This window comes from Streptococcus sp. sy004, assembly GCF_007859205.1.
Lineage (GTDB): Bacteria > Bacillota > Bacilli > Lactobacillales > Streptococcaceae > Streptococcus.
Genome location: NZ_VOHP01000002.1, coordinates 68,510 through 87,429, shown reverse-complemented (window position 1 = coordinate 87,429; position 18,920 = coordinate 68,510). Strand labels below are relative to the sequence as shown.

Genomic DNA, 18,920 nt, shown 5'->3' with positions numbered 1-18,920 from the left:
GTATTGAATCGCCACCATTTATTGTTTTCCTGCCTAGCTTCCACCAACCTAGACTCGCTTTTAGGGTTCAATAAAATCTCTTTCAACACCTTTTATCTTATCATAAATTGATTGGCCTGTCTAATCTTACTTATCTTGTGACCAAACTTTTTGACCATTGAGATAAGTTGCTTGCAAGGTCATTTCCTTGTTTAAGACGATAAAATCAGCAGGCAAACCGGCTTTGATTTGACCGCACTCATCTAGCAAGTTCAAGGATTTAGCTGGAATGTAGCTAGCCATGCGAATAGCTGTCACCACATCTGCCAAGCCCCACTCAACCACATGTTTGACGGCATCTTTTAGCTGCAAGATAGAGCCAGCCAGATTACCACCATCCTTTAATCTAGCCGTCCCAGCTTCAACACGAACAGGAAACTCCCCTAGCATGTAGTCACCATCTGCCATACCACCTGCACTCATACAGTCCGTAATCAGAGCCACACCATCATAGCCTTTTTGTTTCATTAACAAGTCACAGGCCTTAGGATGAACATGATGACCGTCACAGATTAACTCGGCATAAGTATTTGGCAGATGATAAACAGCTCCTAACATGCCCAGTTCACGATGGTTGAGTCCTCTCATGCCATTATAAGCATGAACCCAGATAGAAGCTCCTGCTTCTACGGCTTTTTCTGCCTCGTCATAGGTAGCATCAGAATGCCCCAAGGCTACTGTCACACCTTGTTCTGTCGCATATTTGATAAATTCGACTGTTCCTTCACGTTCAGGAGCTAGGGCTATTTTGGACAAAAGCCCTTGTGAACTCGCCAACCACTGATCCAATTCAGCAATACTTGGATTTCGCATGTAACTAGGATTTTGTGCTCCCTTATACGTTTCGGTAAAATAAGGCCCTTCAAAATAAAGTCCTTGAATTTTACTGCCTTGAACTGTATCTTTGGCTGTCACTACCAACTGACAAACCTTGTTCAAGGTGTCAAAATCAGCCGTTAGAGCAGTTGGTAAAAAGCTGGTCACCCCTGTTTCTAACAAGGACTGACTCATACGTTCTAAACTCTCTAGTTGACAATCCATGACATCGGCTCCTGCATACCCATGAATATGGGTATCAAACAAACCAGGAGCAATCATATAGCCACTATAATCTAAAATCTCCGCCCCTTCTGGCACCTGCTCTTGCCACTGACCAAATCGACCATTTTCAATCGCTAAAAAGCCACCGACTTTTTCTTCATAAGGGTAAATAAACCCATCAGCTTTGATAAACATGCTTACTCCTTTCATCAGAAAAACTTCTACAACTCACCATCTGATTCTGTTTGATTGGCTCTCAGTGAAAACTTATCCGGTACAGGATCCCAGCCACCTTTGACAAAGGGATGGCAGCGGCAAATCCTTGCCAAGCCCATAATAAGACCCTTGATACCATGACGCTCAACTGCTTCAATCATATAGGCAGAACACGTTGGACGATAGACACATGAGGGTGGAAACAAGGGCGAAATCAAACGCTGATACGCCCTAACCATATAAATGATTAGCTGCTTCATTTGACCTTGTTGATAGCTGCATTATGTAGCTGGCTGATTTCTTTTTTGTTCAAACGGCGAGATTGACCTGGGCGTAAGCCAGTCAAATCAAGCGTTCCAAAGCGTGTTCGTGACAATTTATCAACCAAAAGCCCTACACTTTCAAACATCTTTTTAACCTGATGATGACGCCCTTCATGGATAATCAATTCAACAACGGAACGATTTTTTTCAGGATCAACCTTAATGATTGAATAACGAGCTGGCTTAGTTTTTTTACCGTCAATCACCACACCACGAGTTAGGGGACGTAAATTGTCCTTGGTTGCAATCCCCTTTAGACGAGCCACATAGACCTTGTCAATCTCATTGCGAGGATGAATCATCTTATCGGTAAAATCACCGTCATTGGTCAAAATCAAAAGGCCCGTCGTATCCCAATCCAAACGACCAACAGGGTAGATACGCTCCTTGACTTGAGGGAGTAAATCAATCACGGTCTGTCTGCCCTTATCATCTGACACACTGGAAATGACCCCACGAGGTTTATTGAGCAGGTAGTACACCTTTTCTTCGTTATAAATGGGGCTACCACTCACTTCTACTACATCTCCAGATTTGACTTGAGTAGCTAGGTCAGTGATCACTTGACCATTGAGCGTTACCAACCCCTTTTTAATCAATTCTTCTGCCTTACGGCGACTGCTCACTCCGGCATGGGCCATGTATTTGTTAATTCTCATCTTCTTTTCCTTATTCTTCTGCTAAATCTTCTGTATTAAAAAGCGAAATTGGCTCTTCCGTCACAGCTAAATCTGACACATCTATCAATTCCGATAACTCATTGATTCCCAAGTAATCTAGGAAATAAGCCGTGGTCCGATAGAGATTGGGACGACCCAAGACATCTTTTTTTCCAGCTTCTTCAATCAAGTTAAAAGCCTGTAACTTGCTAATAGCTCCACTGGAATTGACCCCTCTAATCGCATCTACTTCCACCCGAGTAATCGGTTGTTTATAAGCAATGATTGATAAAACTTCTAGACTAGCTCGTGATAGACTTTGATTGATTGGTGTTTGGGCATAACGACCAAGTAAGTCCGCATGCACGTCTTTTGTGACCAACTTATAACGATTGGCTGAGAGTAACAAAGACAAACTTGATGTTTCATCATTTTGATATTTGTCACTTAGTTGATCTAGTTGTTGCAAAAGAGCTGAGGGAAGCACATCTAATAATTCTGTCAACTGTCTTAAACTAAGACCATCTTCTCCAGCCACAAACAAGAGTGCTTCTAAAGCTGCTAAATCATTTGCCATGTTCACTCCTTCTCCAAATAAATCTCACCAAAATTGACCGCTTGGCTAAAGGATAGCTGACCAATTTTTATCAATTCCAAACAGGCTAAAAATAAGGTAATCAACTCATTGACAGCTGTCGTTTGCGAAAACAATTGTGACAGACTCAGTTTTTTGGCTTGCGCAAATCTTTCTTCCAACCAAACCATCATGTCTTCAATCCGATAATCCTCAGCTTCAATCAAAGTATGACTAGTTTTAAATTCTTCCTGTTTTTTAGCCATAATCTTGGCAAAAGCAAGGTACAAATCTAGCGGTGTCTTATCTTGTTTCAAACTGATTTCTTCATGAATCAATTCTTGCTTGGCTTTTGAAAAATGACGGGCTCGCTGCTCATGCTGGGCAGCCAACTCTTGACTTAGCTCCTTAAAACGAGCATATTCTTCAATCTGACTCAAAAGTTCATACTCAGGCGTTTCTTCAACAGGCTGACTTTCTACCACCTTAGGTAGCAACTTACGACTCTTGATTAACATAAGCTGACTGGCCATCACCATATAGTCACCAGCAATCTCTAATTTCAGTGTTTTCAACGTGGCTAAATAGGTCAGATATTGCTCAATCACTTCAACGATAGGCACATCATAAATATCCACCTCATACTTGGAAACCAAGTGCAAAAGCAAATCTAAGGGGCCTTCAAAATCTTTTAGTTTTATGTCCATTAGTGATAATACTTCTCCAGAGTGATGGGGGATTTTAGTCCTAGACGCTTGGCTAGGGTTGACAAATCAAGTCCTGCTGCCAGTTGCCGTTTGATGTGTTCTTCACGCAAAGAATGAGCCGTCAGGCTTGTTAAACCCTTGTTTTTAAGATATGTCGTCAACACACGATGAAACCATTGCCGTGAATAGGGCTTCCCTCCATGTTCAAAAACATAGGTTTGATTTTGTGGCAGGGAAAAATAAGTCAAAAATCGTTCAGACAAGAGTAAAATTCTCACCTGTTGTTTATTGACCAAGCGTAAAATTCTCAACTCAAGCTCAAACCATCCTACTTCCAAGGACAAAATCTGACTTGGCGTCAAACCAAGCTCTACAATAAATAGGGCTAACAGTTGACCAATGTCTTTCTCTTTTTCCTGATAAAGACCAGACAAGTCCACTTGTTTTGTCTCTTTACTTGGTTTTGGTAATTTTTCTTGACTGGTCAAGCGATAAAACGTTTGGAGTTGACCTGATTGATAAAGGTAATATAAAAACTGATTGACAACAGACAACTTACGATTTTTAGCTGAAGCCTTGAGGGGTAATAAAAACTGCTCATAACGCGATAAGCTACTTCTATCAATCTGTTCAGCAACCACTTGGCAAAACTGGTCTAAATCATAAGCATAGGCCTGATAGGAATTTTTAGCCAGTTGTCGTTGATTCAAAAACTGGGCAATCTCATTCTTGAGGTGATTTTGGGCTAATGTCATAATAATGTTTGAAATCATGAAGCAGGCTATTTAGAGCCTTGAGAATCGACTTACGCGTAATAATCCCAACAAGGGTATGGTCTTGTAAAACGGGCAGAAAGGACGCATCTACCAATTTGTGCATGACCTCTGTCAGATTAGCATTCAAAGCCACAGTCGGCAGTTCCTTATTGACCATCAAGCCAATATTCAAATCAGCCATTTCTATCTCAGACAGCTCATGTTCCTTTTGATAGTGGATAATGTCTGACATGCTGATGGTGCCAACATAGATTTTATCCTTAGTCATAACTGGCACACGAGAAAAACCGTTATTACTCAACAAGAGTAGAACATGACCCACATTATGCGTATCGATAAAAAGGGCCAATTCTTCTTCTGGCGTCAGATAGGTTTCCATGTGAGCCAATAAAAATTCTTCAAATTCTTTTGCAATCATCGTTGAAATTCCTTTGATAAAGGAGCATAAAGCTGGTGATTCAAATCAAAAAAATCCACCTTAATCTTATCTCCTGTCACCTCAATCTTAGCATAAAGCTTTTCTCTAACCTCTCCACGAGGTTGCTCAACACTGCCAGGATTAACAAAAACAATCTGCCCTTCCTGCCAAGCACTCGCCTGATGCAGATGACCATAAAGACAAATGTCTGCTCTTTCTTCTTGAGCCCATAGATTCAAACGATCCCAAAATAAGTTAATCAAATGATGATGGCCATGAGTTTGAGCTACCCTTAATCCATCAAAATCCGTCACCAAACGTTCCGGATAATCTCCGCCATCACAATTTCCACCAACGACTTGAATCCCCTCCCATAAGGGCAAGTTGCTAGGTAGTTCCGAGTCCCCATTGTGGAAAATAGCGTCCACCTTACCTTGATAATAGTCTTTGATACTTTGCACAACGGCTTTATTGCCATGAGAATCACTCATCACAATTAGAGTGTAAGTTGCCATTTTGGAAAGACCTCCATTAGTTTTTTCACAGCCTGCCCACGATGAGATTGCTGATTTTTTTCTGTAGCTGATAATTGAGCGGCTGTTTGCCCTGTTTCTCCCACCAAAAAGATTGGATCATAGCCAAAACCATTCTCCCCCTTTGGTCTAAAGGCAATATAGCCCTCCCACTCGGCTGACACGACCAAACTGTCACGCTCTGGCACTGCAACAACCAAGGTGGTGTGAAATTGGGCTGAACGTCGCTTCAAGTCTGTAATCACAGCTAGTTCATGTAAAAGTTTGGCATTATTAGCCTGATCATCAGCATCTTGACCAGCAAATCGAGCCGACCAGACCCCAGGTAAACCGCCTAGCAGATCAACCTTTAAGCCAGAATCATCAGCCAAGACCATTTGACCAGTCAAATTGGCAATGGTTTCGGCTTTCAAACGAGCATTTTCTTCAAAGGTCATCCCAGTTTCTGCCACTTCAGGTAGATCAGGATAATCATTGAGATTCTGCACAGATATGCCCAAAGGAGCAAACAAGTCACGGAATTCCTTGGTTTTGCCCTCATTACGAGTTGCAATTAAGAGATTACTATCCAATCCCCTTGTTTCACCAGCCAATAACTCTGACAGCTTGACCGTTGACTTAGCCGGCTGAATCCATAAAATCTTATCTTGCTCGGAGATGACCATTAACCCCTTAAAAGAAGTCAAAGTCAACTGACGTCCTTGCTCTTGATTGAGCATATCCAAGATAAACTGAACTAAAGCCAAATTTGAGGATAGTTTGATGACAAACAGATCATAAGCAACAGAAGATTCTTCTCCCAATAAGATATGGTTTAAGTTATCATACATCGTTTTTGGATAATCAACAAAAGAATGGATTGAGGGACCTGCAACTCCCCATTTGGCAACAAACCAGTCTTCTTCTGTCTTATACTCATATAATTTTTCACTCATAGGTCAACATGCTCCACATTTATCTCGATTTTTAACCAATTTTCAGCAATTTCTTTGAAAATTTTAGCACTGGCCGTCGTATAAAAACGGTGATTGGGTTCTCCCTCTTGCCAACTGCGATTTAGTTGGAAATAATTCAACAAGACAGACACATCACGAATACATTCTGCCCCACTATCAATTAGACTTACCCCATCTCCTACTGCTTCTTGAATAAGCGGTCTTAACAAGGGATAGTGTGTACACCCCAAAACCAAGGTATCCACTCCTTGATCAATCATCGGAATCAAGCTTTCATAAACCACTTGTTTGGCTAAGTTAGAACTAATTTCATTGGACTCAACCAAGGGAGCAAATCGTGGGCAAGATAGGCTCATCACCTCTGTTTGTGGAGAAAGTAATTGGATTTTTTCACGATAAATATCTGATTGAATGGTCATAGGGGTGCCAATCACTCCGATTTTACCACCTTGATTGGTCTGAATAGCAGCACTTGCTCCAGGTAAAATAACTCCGATAACAGGTATTTCTAATTTTGCCTTAATGTCTTCCCAGACAACAGCAGTTGCTGTATTACAGGCAATAACGATCATTTTAACATCTTTGGTTAAAAGAAATCTAACCAAGTCCCAAGTAAAGTCACGAATTTGTTCAGCAGATCTAGGCCCATAAGGTGCCCTAGCTGAGTCACCAATATAGACAACCTCTTCTTGAGGTAGCTGCCTTATCAACTCTTTCACTACCGTTAGACCACCCACACCAGAATCTAAAAAACCAATCGGCCGATTATCCATAGGACCTCCACTTTATGTCTTACTTGCTACTACAAAGAAAGAGCAGAAAATCCCTTCCCTGCTCCCCATCAGTTATTTTTTCTTAGCCTTTGTTTTAGCAGCTTGTTGTTGCTTGTTCATTTGACGGACAACTTGTTGCACCTTAGCTTCACTTGGTTTTTGACCCATTTGGCTCATCATGGTACGAATCACATCAGCATTAAGTGGTGGGTTTTCTTCCAAATATTTTTCCATTTGCTTACGAGCGATAAAGGTTCCACCTACAAGCCCTCCAAAAAAAGCAATGATTACAATTACAATCCAAAGAAATGTTGACATCTTTTCTCTCCTAATTTTTTTACCAACCCATTATATCAAAAATTCAGTAAAATAACAAAATTTATCTCCAAACAAAATCACTGGAAGCATCTTCCAGTGACTATTATTTATTAAACATCAATCATTTCTACCCATAATACGCAACAGGCTGAGAAACAGGTTGATAAAGTCTAAATAAAGGCTTAGAGCCATCGAAATCGCCCAACCATCTGTTACTTGTCCTTGTTGTTGAAGGTAAACACGTTTAATCAATTGATTGTCATAAGCAATCAAGCCAGAAAAAACAAAGACAGAGATAATACTCACCACGTAAGACATCAAACTGCTAGCAAAGAAAATATTCACCAAGCTAGCAATCATAATACCAATTAAGGCTGCCATTGTCGCCTTTCTCATGCCCGACAAGTCTTTTTTAATGGTACGACCAAGAACGGCCATCACCATGAAAACAAGAGCTGACGATAATAGAGCTTGAAAAACTGTTGCTTGAGCGTAGGCTAATAGCATAAAGCTCATGGTAAAACCATTTAAAGCAGAATAGCCCAAGAAAATAGGTAAAGCCATCGGAGTATTTTTACGAGCTGCCCCACTAGCAATAAAAACAAGAGCAACTTCAAGAAACATCCCCCCATAATAAAGCCAAGGGTAGTTTGTCAAAATCACCTGCATATTGGCAGGAAAAACATACAACATTAGTCCTGCCACTGCTGCAGATAAGCCTATTCCCATGCCAACTAAACCATAAATTTTGGCATAAAAAGTAGCCAAGCCGGTATCTGTTTGTGTATAAGTAATGGTTTGATTCATCTTACTTCTCCTAAAATTTTACTTTTTCAATATTCTTGGTCATTTTTTAGCCAAGTATTTTCTAAAAGGAGTTAAGGCCTCCTTAACTGCCCAATATTTATCAACCATGGTCACAATATAGCTTTCCTTATAACGAGGAAAAGCCAGCGTTGCTCCCCACATGTGCTTCAAGATAATATCTTCTTCACGTTTGTTGAGATTGATGAGTTTTCTAGCATTGCGAACAGCAATTCGAGGATGAACCCAAGCATGACTTTTATTAAATTTTGTCACTCGCCAATCATAATAAAAGAAATCATGCAAAAGACCACCACGAGCCGTACTTTTCGCATCCCAACCAAATTTTTTAGCAATTTTATAACTCGTATAGGCAACGTTAATCGAATGCTCTAATCGTGTCGAATGCTGATGTTGGACAATCGGTGCCAACTTTTGAAATCTCGGATGAGCAATCAAATGACCCACGTAGTCCATAAATTCTCGATCTTTTTGATAATTTTTTGTCATTATTAAACCTCTGTCGCTAATTTTAGTCTATCGGTCTTAAATAAAACTAAACATCAAAATGCCCGCAGCAACAGCTACATTCAGACTTTCTGCTTGACCAGGCATGTTAATATGAACTAACAAATCGGCTTGGTTGGTCATGTCTTGCGAAATCCCTTGACCTTCATTACCAAAAACCAGGGCAAAATTACTCAAGTCAGACAGACTGCGATAATCCACGGATTTTTTTGACAAGGTTGTTGCTAGGCAGGTTACACCACTTGCTTGCATTTGGTTAAGATAAGTCAAGACATTCCCACGATAAATGGGAAGATGAAAATGACTACCTTGCATAGAACGTAAGGTCTTAGCATTATAAATATCAGCTGACTTTTCTGAAATAAAAACTGCATCAAAACCTGCGGCATCAGCCGTTCGTATCATTGTTCCTAGATTACCTGGATCTTGGACATCTTCCAAAATCAGATACTTACCTTTAAACTGACTTGGGAGCATCATATTAGGTAGAGCTATTTCCGCGACAATACCTTGAGGAGTTGGTGAGGTTGACAAGTCTTTAAGAATTTCGGGTGAAACAAGAATCAGTTGCCCCTCATAATCTCTTAGCTGGCTAATTTGATCAGCAACAACAAATACCCTGAGAATCTCTGCCTTCGCCCGCACTGCTTCTTCAAATAAATGCCAACCCTCAATCAAATAAGACGATTGGCGATGTTTTTTTTGTAATAATTTCTTGGTTTGCTTGATTAAAGGATTAGCCTTTGATGTTATCTCAATCATGTTTACATTATATCATATTTAAGACCAAGCTATGTTATAATAACATTAACAAATCAAAGGAGAACATCATGCACAAACTACGTCTCTTAGTTTCTGGTCGAGTTCAAGGAGTCGGCTTTCGCTACGCTGTTCTTGGACTTGCTTTAGAACTAGAAGGAATCACTGGTCGAGTCTGGAATAATAGTGACGGCACGGTTGAAATTTTAGCTCAATCTGACAACCCTCAACTCCTAGCCAAATTTACCCAAGAAATCCGGAAAAATCCCTCCCCCTTATCTAAGGTCACTTATGTGGATGTGACTACAGCCAATTTTTCTTCATTCAGCGATTTTCAAATCATTTCTTAAATTCCAACTAAGGAACTATTGAGAAATTTAATAAAAAAAGGTAAAATAAAGGGTATCTTAAAAATCGAGGAAATGATAGTGAACAAAAAACAAAAACGATTACTCCAGTCAGGACTCGGCTTGAGCCTTCTGTTTCTTTTAGCTGGCTGTGTCCAACAAAAAAATGGTGTCCCAACAGGAGAAGGTTGGGTCTATAACCTACTAGTTGAACCTATGGGACGCTTTATCCAATATTTTGCTAATGATATGGGACTTGGTTTTGGCATTGCCATTATCCTTGTCACCATTGTTGTGCGTTTTCTAATTTTACCACTAGGACTTTATCAAAGTTGGAAAGCGAGCTACCAGTCTGAAAAAATGGCTTATCTCAAACCTATTTTTGAGCCTTTGCAAAAACGCATGCAAGAAGCAAGTACCCAAGAAGAAAAATTAGCTGCCCAAACAGCCTTTATGGCTGCCCAACGTGAGAATGGCGTTAGCATGCTGGGTGGTATCGGCTGTATGCCACTCTTGATTCAACTACCTTTCTTTTCTGCTCTTTTCTATGCTGCTCGCTTTACTGAAGGTATTGCTGGAAAAACATTCCTTTGGTTCCGACTTGACCAACCAGACTTAATTTTGGTCTTAATTGTCGGTGCACTGTACTTTGCTCAATCGTGGTTATCTATGCAAGGCATGCAAAATATGTCACCTGAACAAGGTAAACAAATGCAAACCATGATGTATATGACGCCTCTAATGATGGTCATGATGTCATTTAGTATGCCAGCAGGGGTGACACTTTACTGGTTTGTCGGTGGTATTTTCTCAATCCTCCAACAACTCATTACCATGTATATTCTTAAACCTAAACTTCGCCAAAAGGTAGAGGCAGAATTTGCTAAAAACCCACCCAAAGCTTACCAAGCTCCAAAGACGCGTAAAGATGTGACACCACAAATGACACAAGCTATTCATCAACCAAGCAATCGTAATGCCGGTAAACAACGTAATAAACGTTAAAGTAAAAAGCTATCTAATCATTTAGATGGCTTTTTTAATAACTAAAAAGACTAAAACCTAAGGGCTTCAGTCTTTTTGATTAGGCTGTTTTAATCACACTAACAATTTCTAATTGGTAGGCTCCACCTGGCGCTTCAATCTTAGTCACATCCCCAACTTTTTTACCAATAAGGGCTTGAGCTACGGGGCTTTCATTAGAAATTTTCCCTGAAAAAATATCTGCACTGGCAGCACCAACGATTGAGTAGGTTACTTCTTTACCACTATCCAGTTGTTTTACCACAACAGTTCGACCAATAGCTACCTCATCCTTTGCAACAGCATCACTATCGATAATTTCAGCATAACGAATCTTGGTTTCTAGAGTTGAAATTTGATCTTCCACAAAAGCCTGTTCATCTTTTGCTGCATCGTACTCACTGTTTTCTGACAAATCACCATAAGAACGAGCAATTTTAATTCGTTCAACAACTTCAGGACGACGGACAAGTTTTAGTTCTTCCAGTTCTTTTTCTAGCTGTTCTTTTTCAGCTAGGGTCATTTGATAGGTTTTTTCTGCCATAATATTTCACTTCCTTTTCTGATTTTTTATTCTTCAAAAACCAAAGAGCAGCAGGGCAACCCCTACGCTCTTTTTATGGTTACTATTTTGTCATTAGTTTAACTGACTATTGACATATTTTTCAACATTAGCTGAATGTTCTTCATAAGTTTCAGCATAATAAACACTACCAGTCTTAACATCTGCTACAAAGTAGAGATAATTCGTATTGGCTGGAGCAATGGTCGCTTTAATTGCTGATAAGCTTGGACTATCTACTGGCCCTGGCATCAAACCTGGATTTTGATAGATATTATAAGGCGACGCAATACCAGTATCGATTGCAGCATCTTCTGCCAAAGTCGTTTTTTGACCCAATTTGCCCATAGCATACAAGATAGCGATGTTACTTTGCAAAGGCATATTTTCAGCCAAACGATTATAGAATACGCTAGCAATCATCTTACGATCGTCATCTGTTGAGCCTTCTTTTTCAACCAGAGAAGCCAGTGTTAAAACTTCATTGACGGTCTTACCAGAAGCGGCAATCTGATCATAGTAAGGCGATAGTTGACTATCCATCGTCGCAATCATGTCCTCAACAACTTCTTCCAAGGTTGTTTCTTCATAGTAGTTATAAGTCGCTGGGAAAAGATAACCTTCCAGTTGGTAACGAGCATCAGTGGTTGATGGCAAGTCAGCTAACAAATTCGGATATTTTTGCACCATTTTATTGATAAAGCTACTATCTGTCATCAAAGCAAGAAAATCTTCCTTGCTAAATGGTGTTTTATCTGTCGTGTCCTTGGTATTGGCATTACTAGTAATCGCTTGAGCAATCTGATCAATGGTGTAACCTTCTGTGACCAAAATTTTACCAAGAGCTGGACGAGTTGGTTCTGCTGTCCCACCTTTTTGTAGTTCTGCTACAATTTCATCTAAAGACATGCTCTTTTGAAGATTGTAATAACCACTTTGGAAGTTGGTATAATTACGAAACTTGGTATAATAATTAAAAATTGTTCCACTCTTAATCACACCAGATTGTTCTAAAACCTGACCAATCATTTTGTTACCAGAACCTGATGGAATTTCAACCTGAACATAGTCAGTTGATGTTTTATCAGCCGGATTGATACCTGATTGAACATAACGATAACCAAAGAAAGCCGTGATTAACAAGACCAACAAAATAGCTACAATCAAGCCACGAGAAATACGTCTGGCCAAATGATCTGTTCGTTCCTGTTTACTTAAATAAACAGGTTCTTCTTCAAGGACATCCTCATCTTCAAAGGCAACGACTTCCTCTTGTTCCACCATATCATCTCTATTTGAGCTTGAAAAAATCTCAGGATTTGTTTGTGCTTCTGGTGCCAAGCCTAGTCCGTGATTAGTTGATACTTCTGAAGCAGATAACTCTTCTTCCTGTAAATCAGCTAGACCGACTAGGTCAGATAGATTTTGTGTTTGAACTAACTCTAACGGTTCATCTTGTGGCACAAATTGAGAGAAGTCTTGATCTCGATTGAAATCAATCGTTTCTGAAAGATCTGGTTCAAGTTCAATCTCTTGGTCAGTCACTAAGTTTTCAACACGAATATCCTCAAGGGCAGCCTGTGCTTGACGCTCTAACTCTTCCCTTTCTTCTGTTGTTCGTAGTTCTTCTAAACGTTTTTGTTCTTCATATTCTGCTAAAAGCTGAGCTGTGCGTTTGGCAGCTTCTTCTGCTTCTAACTGTTTTTGTCGTAGTTCTTCTTCTCGAATCTTACGCAAACGATTGGCTTCTTCCAATTCAGCTAAAATCTGTTCTTTGAAAGAGTGGCCTGTTTGAGCTTTTGGCTTATCATTATCAGTCAAATTCTCAACCTCCCATTTTTATCAAAGGCCATTATACCTTAAAAATCAAGGAAAATCAAGCAGGAGCATACCAAACCAGATTATACCATTGATAACCACCTAAATTTGACGTGTTTGATTCGCCCTCGTCAACAAAACCATTCATGACATAATAACTAATTAAATGGTCATGACAGGTTAAACTCAGCCCTTGGCGATCTTGGGCCACTGCCAAATCTTTCATTGTTGCTAATAGGCTACTGCCAATCCCTTGCCCTTGATGACTTTTAGCTACCGATAAGGCACTAATGATGAAATAACCACCATCAACTTGATTGGGAACTGCTCCCATAAAAACGTCATCTTTTAGATATTTATCTTGACGAGCATGAGCCGTAATATAACCCACCACTTGATTATCTATTTCTGCTACTAGAAAACTATCGCTGATCGTTTTAATCTGCTCACGCATGGCTGTTTCTGTAATAGCCTCATTAGGTAGAAAATTCTCTCTTTCCAGAAACATTAAACGCTCTAAATCGTCTAGCCTAACTTGTCTAATCTGCATAACCATATCTTATTATTGGGTATTTGTTGCCAAGCTAGACACCAATTGTTCAAAGGCATGTTCATAGGTTTGAATATCACCTGCTCCCATAAAGACATAGACGGCATTGTCATGTTTCAAAAGAGGTGACACATTATCAGCCGTGATGATTTGAACGGGTTTTGTGATATTAGCGGCCAAATCATCAATCTTAACTTGACCATTATCCACTTCACGCGCTGACCCATAAATTTCTGCCAAATAAACTGCATCTGCATCATTAAGTGCAACTGCAAACTCATCTAACAAGGCAATCGTGCGAGTAAAGGTATGAGGTTGGAAAATGGCCACAACCTGCTTAGCTGGATATTTTTGGCGTGCAGCGTCTAAGGTTGCAATGATTTCTGTTGGGTGATGAGCAAAATCATCAATAATGATTTTATCATTAACAATCTTTTCTGTGAAACGACGTTTTACGCCTGCAAAGGTTTTAAGATGTTCAGCTACTAGGCTCATATCAAACCCTGCAATGTATAGGTTACCAATAACCGCCGTGGCATTCAAAATATTATGGCGACCAAAGGCAGGCACATGGAAGTTACCCAATTCTCTTTGACCATAACGCACCTTGAAATCCGATCCATTAGTCGTTCTAACCAAATCATAGGCGATAAAATCGCAATCCTCTTCAAAACCATAATAGTAAATAGGAGCATTAGCCGTCAAACGACGCAATAGTGGATCGCCACCAAAGATAAAGAGACCCTTAGTCACTTGTTTGGCATAGTCATCAAAGGCATTAAAGACATCATCTAAGCTCGTGAAATAATCTGGGTGATCAAAATCAATATTGGTGATAATGCTGTACTCAGGATGATAAGGTGCAAAATGACGCTCATATTCGTCCGATTCAAAAACAAAATACTCACTATTGGCTGAACCACGACCTGTTCCATCACCGATAAGATAAGACGTGTCTGTAATATTCTTCAAAACATGAGACAACAAACCAGTCGTTGAGGTCTTGCCATGTGCTCCTGCCACACCTAGACTGGTAAATTGACGCATGAATTCACCTAAAAACTCATGGTAACGTTTGAAGGGAATACCTTCTTTAATCGCCTTAGCTAGTTCAATATTGTTATCTTCACGAAAGGCATTACCGGCAATCAATTCTAAATCAGCAGTAATGTTTTCTTCAGCAAAAGGTAGTACCGTAATGCCTGCTTCTTCTAAACCATATTGGGTGAAGTAGTACTTGTCCACATCGCTTCCTTGCACCTTGTGGCCCATTTGATGCAACATCAAGGCCAAGGCACTCATACCCGCTCCTTTAATCCCAATAAAGTGATAGATTTTTGTCATGATTTTCTCCTCATTTTTTAATCATCAAATCGTGTCAAATTCAATTCTTGTGCCACCTGACGCTCTTTTTGAACTTGATTCATCGTTCTATTATAAATTTGACTGGTTTTCAAAAAGTCATAATTATTTTTTTTCGGTTTATTCTTGCTAGAAAGATTTTTAGGTTCTTGATAAACAGTTGGTAACTCAGCCAAGATATAATCTGTCTGATGCAAGACTTGTGCTAGTTTACCCAAGGTTGTTAAGGGTTTTGTTTCCTTAGCCTTGTCTAAAGGCTTAACACTTGATGTAAAACTTGACTTGGGTGCTAATTTAAGCTCCTGAGCCATCATGGTCTGACGTTTTTTTCTAACATCTTCCCTAGCCTGTTGACGCATGGCTTCCAAATAAGTACCACTTTTGTCATCAGACAAGTTGACCTGTTTTGTCATCTGCATTGGCTGTTGATTGACCACTGGATTAGTATCATACTTTTCCATATAACTACCGTGAATTTGACTGATTAAATCTTCCTTTTCATATAAATTCATGGCAGGGGCTGGTGTGATAATCGGTTCATTATCTGCCACCAAGGGATAGGATCTTTTTTGTTTCATCAAGAAAACCTCCTTTCTATGCTTGTTTATTATACCCTAAAACCAAGTTTTTTTCAAAGCCTTCTTGACTGAGAAAAAGAATGGCTCTTAACCATTCTCTCAGCTAATCCAACCCTAAAATTTCCTTGATTTCAGCCAAACTTAGATTAGTTTTACTATCTTGACCATCTAGAACCGTTGTAATCAGATGACGCTTACGGTCTTGTAAAGCTAAAATTTTTTCTTCAATACTTCCTCGGGTTATCAAACGATAAACCGCTACAGGTCGTTCTTGTCCCAAACGATGTGCACGACCAATCGCCTGCATCTCAACGGCAGGATTCCACCATAAATCTACTAGAATTACCGTATCTGCCCCTGTTAAATTAAGACCTACCCCACCAGCTTTTAAGGAAATGAGAAAAACATCTCTTTGACCCGCATTAAATTGTTGGGTCATGTTTTGTCTTTTATCTGACGGGGTTGATCCTGTCAACTTAAAACTACTCAAAGACAAGTCTTGAAGAAGGCCCTCAATAATGTCTAGCATCCCCTTAAATTGAGAAAAAATCAAAACACGTCGTTGGTTTTTCTTTAACTGTATGAGCAGTTCGATTAGGCTATCGATTTTACCACTAGAACCTTGATAATCCATAAAAAGCGCTGGGGTATCACAGATTTGACGTAACCTCATCAAACCTGATAAAATTTCCATTTTTTTAGCTTGAAATTCCTGAGTCGAGGTGTGTGCAACCTGATCTTGCATTTGCCTTAATTGTGCCAAATAGATACTTTTTTGCTCATCAGCCAATTCGTTATAATGTGTGATTTCAATCAAGTTTGGTAATTCTGGCAAGACATCTTCTTTTTTTCGTCGCAAAATAAAAGGAGAAATTCTTGTTGCAACCATTTGAGCAGACCAGCTTAAAAACTTAGACCGACTAGGCAAAAGCCCTGGCATAACAATTTGAAAAATAGACCAGATTTCCAACAGTTTATTTTCAATTGGTGTTCCAGACAAGGCAAAACAACGTTTGACTTCAAATTGACGCAACTGTTGTGCTAGTTTACTCTGATTATTTTTCATCATTTGGGCTTCATCCAAAATCAAATAATCAAACTGCTTGGCTTGATAAGTCAAAACATCCTGACGAAAGGCAGAATAACTGCTGATAATTACTTGATGGTCTTCAGCAATGATCTTATCTCGCAAGGATTTGGGACCATAAGCCACTGCCACATCTACGTCTGGAGCAAACCTTGTCCATTCTTCCTGCCAATTATAAATCAAGCTAGACGGTGCAAGAATCAAAACCCTTGTATTTGCAGTCATTCGAGAAGTCAAAAAGGCAATGGTCTGCAAGGTTTTTCCCAAACCCATGTCATCGGCTAAGACACCACCAAACCCATAACGATCAAGCATACTTAACCACTTAACCCCAGTTTGCTGGTAGTCACGTAAATTCGCCTTGATGTTTAATTCAGGTAATTCCAATTCTTCTGGATGCCTTAAATCATAGGCTAACTGTTCAAATGGTGCTGAAAAATTCACGCACGACATGGACCGAGTTAGACTTTCTAGTTGAAAAGCACTTAAAATAGGAAGGCTCAATTTCCCCGGCTCAATCGTTTCTACTGATGTAACTTGCAAGGCTTGACTAATTTTCTGCGTCATGTCATCAAACTCAACTAATTGACCTGATTGATTGATAAAAAAAGACTCATTTGCCAAGAGAGCTGACATGGCTAACTCAACATCATCTTCGGTAATACCTGTAAAATCAAAGGAAATCGCAAGCAACCCTTCTTGATAGTCAATTAAAACGTTAGGGGCAAGTTCTTTTTTTCGCCTGTCTAAGTCTTCTGCTAATCTTACCAATCCCAATTGTTGTAGTTGTGGTAAGGTTTGATGAAAAAATTGATGCAAATGAGATGACCTTAATGGTGGATGATAGGCGATAAAATCACCAATAAAACCACATGTCTTAATCGTCTGAAAAACTGCCTGTTCATGTTCAAAATGACTGGTAAAAGGCAAAGCCGATAATTCTTGACGATTATGAACCACTGCTTGACCGTAATCAAAAACCGTTCTCAACACAAGACGACCATCATTTGCTATATCCAAATCAAAACTTGGCACAAAATCCTTAATCACAAATTCTTCTGGTGCAATTACCTGACCCAAACTTTGAAACGCCAATAGACTAGCTGCTAGCTGAGCCTGTTCTGATTTTAGAAAACTAATTATTCTCTTTTTGTCATCTATCACAGGCAAACTCTGTATTGCTGTCAATAGACGCATTTGCTTATTGTTTAAACGATAAAAAGTTCCTTGATGCCACAAGTATTCCTTATCAAAAAACAGTTGTTCTGTCAGTGCTTCACAAATCAGCTCAATCTGATTTTCTTGATTATTTACCCTAAAGAGATAAAATCCATCCTTTCCAGTCAACTCAGCAAAAGTGATTCGACTATAATTAGTCTGATCCATTTCTAAAGAAAAATCGTACAAATCTGCTAAAAAAAGCAACCCTTGTTCAAAGACACTAACAGGCAAGCTAAGGTGACGCGCTTGATTAGGAAAATAATAGTCCACTAGTACAGACTGACCTTGTGGTAGTAAGCGCCAAAGAAACTCAATCAATCGTTGACTTGCTTGATCAAAGTTTTCCAAAGACAAAGGCTCAAAATACTGTTTGCCAAGTTGATAATGAGATTTTCGACGAAGACCTTGCAAAAAACTTTTGATATCACGAATAATATATTGACGGTTATCTGGTAAACGATTGATTTTCAAAGTCCACCAAAAATCAGAAGAATAAGGACTAGGTTCGCCAAATGCTGACAAGCGATAATACCTCTCACTATCTTGAGTCAAGTCCAGCTGATCCAAAAATAATTTACCAAGTGATGATACCACTTCTACGGACTCTGGAGTAGGTTTTTCTTGCTCTACAAGAGGTTGTAGCAATTTATCATTTTTAAGTGCATGTTCCACAGCTGCTAGATGTTGACAATATTGTTTTTGTAAAAAACAATCACATTGACAGTGCGTCTCACTCTCTTGTGAAGAAAATCGAAGGGCCATCTGATCCACTTGAAACAATAAACTTTTCGCTTCTTCTTTTTCAAACGTCACTAAACCTTTCTCATAAAGGGATATCCCTTCATTTCTCACACGACTCGGAATCATTCGCACCATAGTTTACAGTCCTCCTTATCCCTTCATTATATCAAATTTCTCTTTCTTTTACTGAAAAATCCAGTCAATACT

Annotated in this window: 22 protein-coding genes; 2 read left to right on the top strand and 20 right to left on the bottom strand. The window is 39.5% G+C overall.

Annotation, left to right across the window (positions count from 1 at the left end; genetic code table 11):
* Nucleotides 1–126: 126 nt before the first annotated feature.
* The 14 genes from nagA to FRX54_RS03100 form a co-directional block, all read right to left on the bottom strand.
* Nucleotides 127–1,290 (bottom strand): N-acetylglucosamine-6-phosphate deacetylase, encoded by a 1,164-nt coding sequence (gene nagA, locus FRX54_RS03165; protein WP_146460982.1) that lies wholly within the window; start codon nt 1,288–1,290, stop codon nt 127–129.
* Between the two features lie 11 nt (nt 1,291–1,301).
* Nucleotides 1,302–1,556: a membrane protein insertion efficiency factor YidD gene (gene yidD / locus FRX54_RS03160; protein WP_146460980.1), complete on the bottom strand. Its 255-nt coding sequence runs from the start codon at nt 1,554–1,556 to the stop codon at nt 1,302–1,304.
* Nucleotides 1,553–2,278, bottom strand: coding sequence for a pseudouridine synthase (locus FRX54_RS03155; protein ID WP_146460978.1), 726 nt, complete (start codon nt 2,276–2,278; stop codon nt 1,553–1,555). Before FRX54_RS03155 ends, yidD begins: the two co-directional genes overlap by 4 nt.
* Nucleotides 2,279–2,288: 10 nt before the next feature.
* The gene (gene scpB / locus FRX54_RS03150; RefSeq protein ID WP_146460975.1) at nt 2,289–2,855 is read right to left on the bottom strand and encodes an SMC-Scp complex subunit ScpB; all 567 of its coding nucleotides are present in this window, start codon (nt 2,853–2,855) and stop codon (nt 2,289–2,291) included.
* 2 nt (nt 2,856–2,857) lie between these two features.
* On the bottom strand, nt 2,858–3,559 hold the full coding sequence (locus tag FRX54_RS03145; protein WP_146460973.1) for a segregation/condensation protein A: 702 nt from the start codon (nt 3,557–3,559) through the stop codon (nt 2,858–2,860).
* The gene (xerD, locus tag FRX54_RS03140; protein WP_186652451.1) at nt 3,559–4,314 is read right to left on the bottom strand and encodes a site-specific tyrosine recombinase XerD; all 756 of its coding nucleotides are present in this window, start codon (nt 4,312–4,314) and stop codon (nt 3,559–3,561) included. Before xerD ends, FRX54_RS03145 begins: the two co-directional genes overlap by 1 nt.
* The gene (gene cbpB, locus FRX54_RS03135) at nt 4,283–4,753 is read right to left on the bottom strand and encodes a cyclic-di-AMP-binding protein CbpB (protein WP_146460969.1); all 471 of its coding nucleotides are present in this window, start codon (nt 4,751–4,753) and stop codon (nt 4,283–4,285) included. The genes xerD and cbpB overlap by 32 nt, the downstream gene beginning before the upstream one ends.
* Complete coding sequence (locus FRX54_RS03130) at nt 4,750–5,268, bottom strand: metallophosphoesterase (protein WP_146460967.1); 519 nt, start codon at nt 5,266–5,268, stop codon at nt 4,750–4,752. The genes cbpB and FRX54_RS03130 overlap by 4 nt, the downstream gene beginning before the upstream one ends.
* Nucleotides 5,250–6,221: a nucleoside-triphosphate diphosphatase gene (locus FRX54_RS03125; protein WP_146460965.1), complete on the bottom strand. Its 972-nt coding sequence runs from the start codon at nt 6,219–6,221 to the stop codon at nt 5,250–5,252. The genes FRX54_RS03130 and FRX54_RS03125 overlap by 19 nt, the downstream gene beginning before the upstream one ends.
* A complete protein-coding gene (gene racE, locus FRX54_RS03120) occupies nt 6,218–7,015 on the bottom strand; it encodes a glutamate racemase (RefSeq protein WP_146460963.1) in 798 nt (265 codons plus the stop codon). Before racE ends, FRX54_RS03125 begins: the two co-directional genes overlap by 4 nt.
* 72 nt (nt 7,016–7,087) lie before the next feature.
* Nucleotides 7,088–7,333 carry a YneF family protein gene (locus tag FRX54_RS03115; protein ID WP_146460961.1) on the bottom strand — a complete coding sequence of 82 codons (246 nt, stop codon included), beginning with the start codon at nt 7,331–7,333 and terminating at the stop codon, nt 7,088–7,090.
* A 117-nt stretch (nt 7,334–7,450) separates the two neighbouring features.
* Entirely contained in the window at nt 7,451–8,140 is a 690-nt protein-coding gene (locus tag FRX54_RS03110) for a Bax inhibitor-1/YccA family protein (protein WP_146460959.1), read from the bottom strand.
* A gap of 39 nt (nt 8,141–8,179) precedes the next feature.
* Nucleotides 8,180–8,647 carry an HD domain-containing protein gene (locus FRX54_RS03105; protein WP_146460957.1) on the bottom strand — a complete coding sequence of 156 codons (468 nt, stop codon included), beginning with the start codon at nt 8,645–8,647 and terminating at the stop codon, nt 8,180–8,182.
* A gap of 36 nt (nt 8,648–8,683) precedes the next feature.
* Nucleotides 8,684–9,427 (bottom strand): RNA methyltransferase, encoded by a 744-nt coding sequence (locus FRX54_RS03100; protein WP_146460955.1) that lies wholly within the window; start codon nt 9,425–9,427, stop codon nt 8,684–8,686.
* A gap of 68 nt (nt 9,428–9,495) precedes the next feature.
* On the opposite strand from FRX54_RS03100, the gene FRX54_RS03095 reads away from it, so the two are divergent.
* Both FRX54_RS03095 and yidC read left to right on the top strand, forming a co-directional pair.
* Complete coding sequence (locus tag FRX54_RS03095; RefSeq protein ID WP_146460953.1) at nt 9,496–9,774, top strand: acylphosphatase; 279 nt, start codon at nt 9,496–9,498, stop codon at nt 9,772–9,774.
* Between the two features lie 78 nt (nt 9,775–9,852).
* Nucleotides 9,853–10,776 (top strand): membrane protein insertase YidC, encoded by a 924-nt coding sequence (gene yidC / locus FRX54_RS03090; protein ID WP_146460951.1) that lies wholly within the window; start codon nt 9,853–9,855, stop codon nt 10,774–10,776.
* 79 nt (nt 10,777–10,855) lie between these two features.
* Here the strand turns inward: yidC and greA are convergent, their stop codons facing one another.
* The 6 genes from greA to FRX54_RS03060 all read right to left on the bottom strand — a co-directional run bounded on the left by greA (nt 10,856) and on the right by FRX54_RS03060 (nt 18,848).
* Nucleotides 10,856–11,338, bottom strand: coding sequence for a transcription elongation factor GreA (greA, locus tag FRX54_RS03085; RefSeq protein ID WP_146460949.1), 483 nt, complete (start codon nt 11,336–11,338; stop codon nt 10,856–10,858).
* A 93-nt stretch (nt 11,339–11,431) separates the two neighbouring features.
* A complete protein-coding gene (gene mltG, locus FRX54_RS03080; protein ID WP_146460946.1) occupies nt 11,432–13,177 on the bottom strand; it encodes an endolytic transglycosylase MltG in 1,746 nt (581 codons plus the stop codon).
* A gap of 55 nt (nt 13,178–13,232) precedes the next feature.
* On the bottom strand, nt 13,233–13,724 hold the full coding sequence (locus FRX54_RS03075) for a GNAT family N-acetyltransferase (protein ID WP_146460944.1): 492 nt from the start codon (nt 13,722–13,724) through the stop codon (nt 13,233–13,235).
* A gap of 12 nt (nt 13,725–13,736) precedes the next feature.
* Nucleotides 13,737–15,068, bottom strand: coding sequence for a UDP-N-acetylmuramate--L-alanine ligase (murC, locus tag FRX54_RS03070; protein WP_146460942.1), 1,332 nt, complete (start codon nt 15,066–15,068; stop codon nt 13,737–13,739).
* Between the two features lie 17 nt (nt 15,069–15,085).
* On the bottom strand, nt 15,086–15,664 hold the full coding sequence (locus FRX54_RS03065) for a hypothetical protein (RefSeq protein WP_261379620.1): 579 nt from the start codon (nt 15,662–15,664) through the stop codon (nt 15,086–15,088).
* 103 nt (nt 15,665–15,767) lie between these two features.
* Complete coding sequence (locus FRX54_RS03060; RefSeq protein ID WP_146460938.1) at nt 15,768–18,848, bottom strand: DEAD/DEAH box helicase; 3,081 nt, start codon at nt 18,846–18,848, stop codon at nt 15,768–15,770.
* Nucleotides 18,849–18,920 lie beyond the last annotated feature (72 nt).

What these genes read in the sequence shown, in the direction of transcription:
- yidD (WP_146460980.1), bottom strand. Translation starts at nt 1,556, where the DNA reads ATGAAGCAGCTAATCATTTATATGGTTAGGGCGTATCAGCGTTTGATT.
- FRX54_RS03125 (WP_146460965.1), bottom strand. Translation starts at nt 6,221, where the DNA reads ATGAGTGAAAAATTATATGAGTATAAGACAGAAGAAGACTGGTTTGTT.
- racE (WP_146460963.1), bottom strand. Translation starts at nt 7,015, where the DNA reads ATGGATAATCGGCCGATTGGTTTTTTAGATTCTGGTGTGGGTGGTCTA.
- FRX54_RS03145 (WP_146460973.1), bottom strand. Translation starts at nt 3,559, where the DNA reads ATGGACATAAAACTAAAAGATTTTGAAGGCCCCTTAGATTTGCTTTTG.
- FRX54_RS03060 (WP_146460938.1), bottom strand. Translation starts at nt 18,848, where the DNA reads ATGGTGCGAATGATTCCGAGTCGTGTGAGAAATGAAGGGATATCCCTT.
- FRX54_RS03100 (WP_146460955.1), bottom strand. Translation starts at nt 9,427, where the DNA reads ATGATTGAGATAACATCAAAGGCTAATCCTTTAATCAAGCAAACCAAG.
- nagA (WP_146460982.1), bottom strand. Translation starts at nt 1,290, where the DNA reads ATGAAAGGAGTAAGCATGTTTATCAAAGCTGATGGGTTTATTTACCCT.
- FRX54_RS03110 (WP_146460959.1), bottom strand. Translation starts at nt 8,140, where the DNA reads ATGAATCAAACCATTACTTATACACAAACAGATACCGGCTTGGCTACT.
- FRX54_RS03065 (WP_261379620.1), bottom strand. Translation starts at nt 15,664, where the DNA reads ATGAAACAAAAAAGATCCTATCCCTTGGTGGCAGATAATGAACCGATT.
- greA (WP_146460949.1), bottom strand. Translation starts at nt 11,338, where the DNA reads ATGGCAGAAAAAACCTATCAAATGACCCTAGCTGAAAAAGAACAGCTA.
- xerD (WP_186652451.1), bottom strand. Translation starts at nt 4,314, where the DNA reads ATGACATTAGCCCAAAATCACCTCAAGAATGAGATTGCCCAGTTTTTG.
- cbpB (WP_146460969.1), bottom strand. Translation starts at nt 4,753, where the DNA reads ATGATTGCAAAAGAATTTGAAGAATTTTTATTGGCTCACATGGAAACC.
- FRX54_RS03095 (WP_146460953.1), top strand. Translation starts at nt 9,496, where the DNA reads ATGCACAAACTACGTCTCTTAGTTTCTGGTCGAGTTCAAGGAGTCGGC.
- FRX54_RS03155 (WP_146460978.1), bottom strand. Translation starts at nt 2,278, where the DNA reads ATGAGAATTAACAAATACATGGCCCATGCCGGAGTGAGCAGTCGCCGT.
- scpB (WP_146460975.1), bottom strand. Translation starts at nt 2,855, where the DNA reads ATGGCAAATGATTTAGCAGCTTTAGAAGCACTCTTGTTTGTGGCTGGA.
- FRX54_RS03105 (WP_146460957.1), bottom strand. Translation starts at nt 8,647, where the DNA reads ATGACAAAAAATTATCAAAAAGATCGAGAATTTATGGACTACGTGGGT.
- FRX54_RS03115 (WP_146460961.1), bottom strand. Translation starts at nt 7,333, where the DNA reads ATGTCAACATTTCTTTGGATTGTAATTGTAATCATTGCTTTTTTTGGA.
- FRX54_RS03130 (WP_146460967.1), bottom strand. Translation starts at nt 5,268, where the DNA reads ATGGCAACTTACACTCTAATTGTGATGAGTGATTCTCATGGCAATAAA.
- murC (WP_146460942.1), bottom strand. Translation starts at nt 15,068, where the DNA reads ATGACAAAAATCTATCACTTTATTGGGATTAAAGGAGCGGGTATGAGT.
- FRX54_RS03075 (WP_146460944.1), bottom strand. Translation starts at nt 13,724, where the DNA reads ATGCAGATTAGACAAGTTAGGCTAGACGATTTAGAGCGTTTAATGTTT.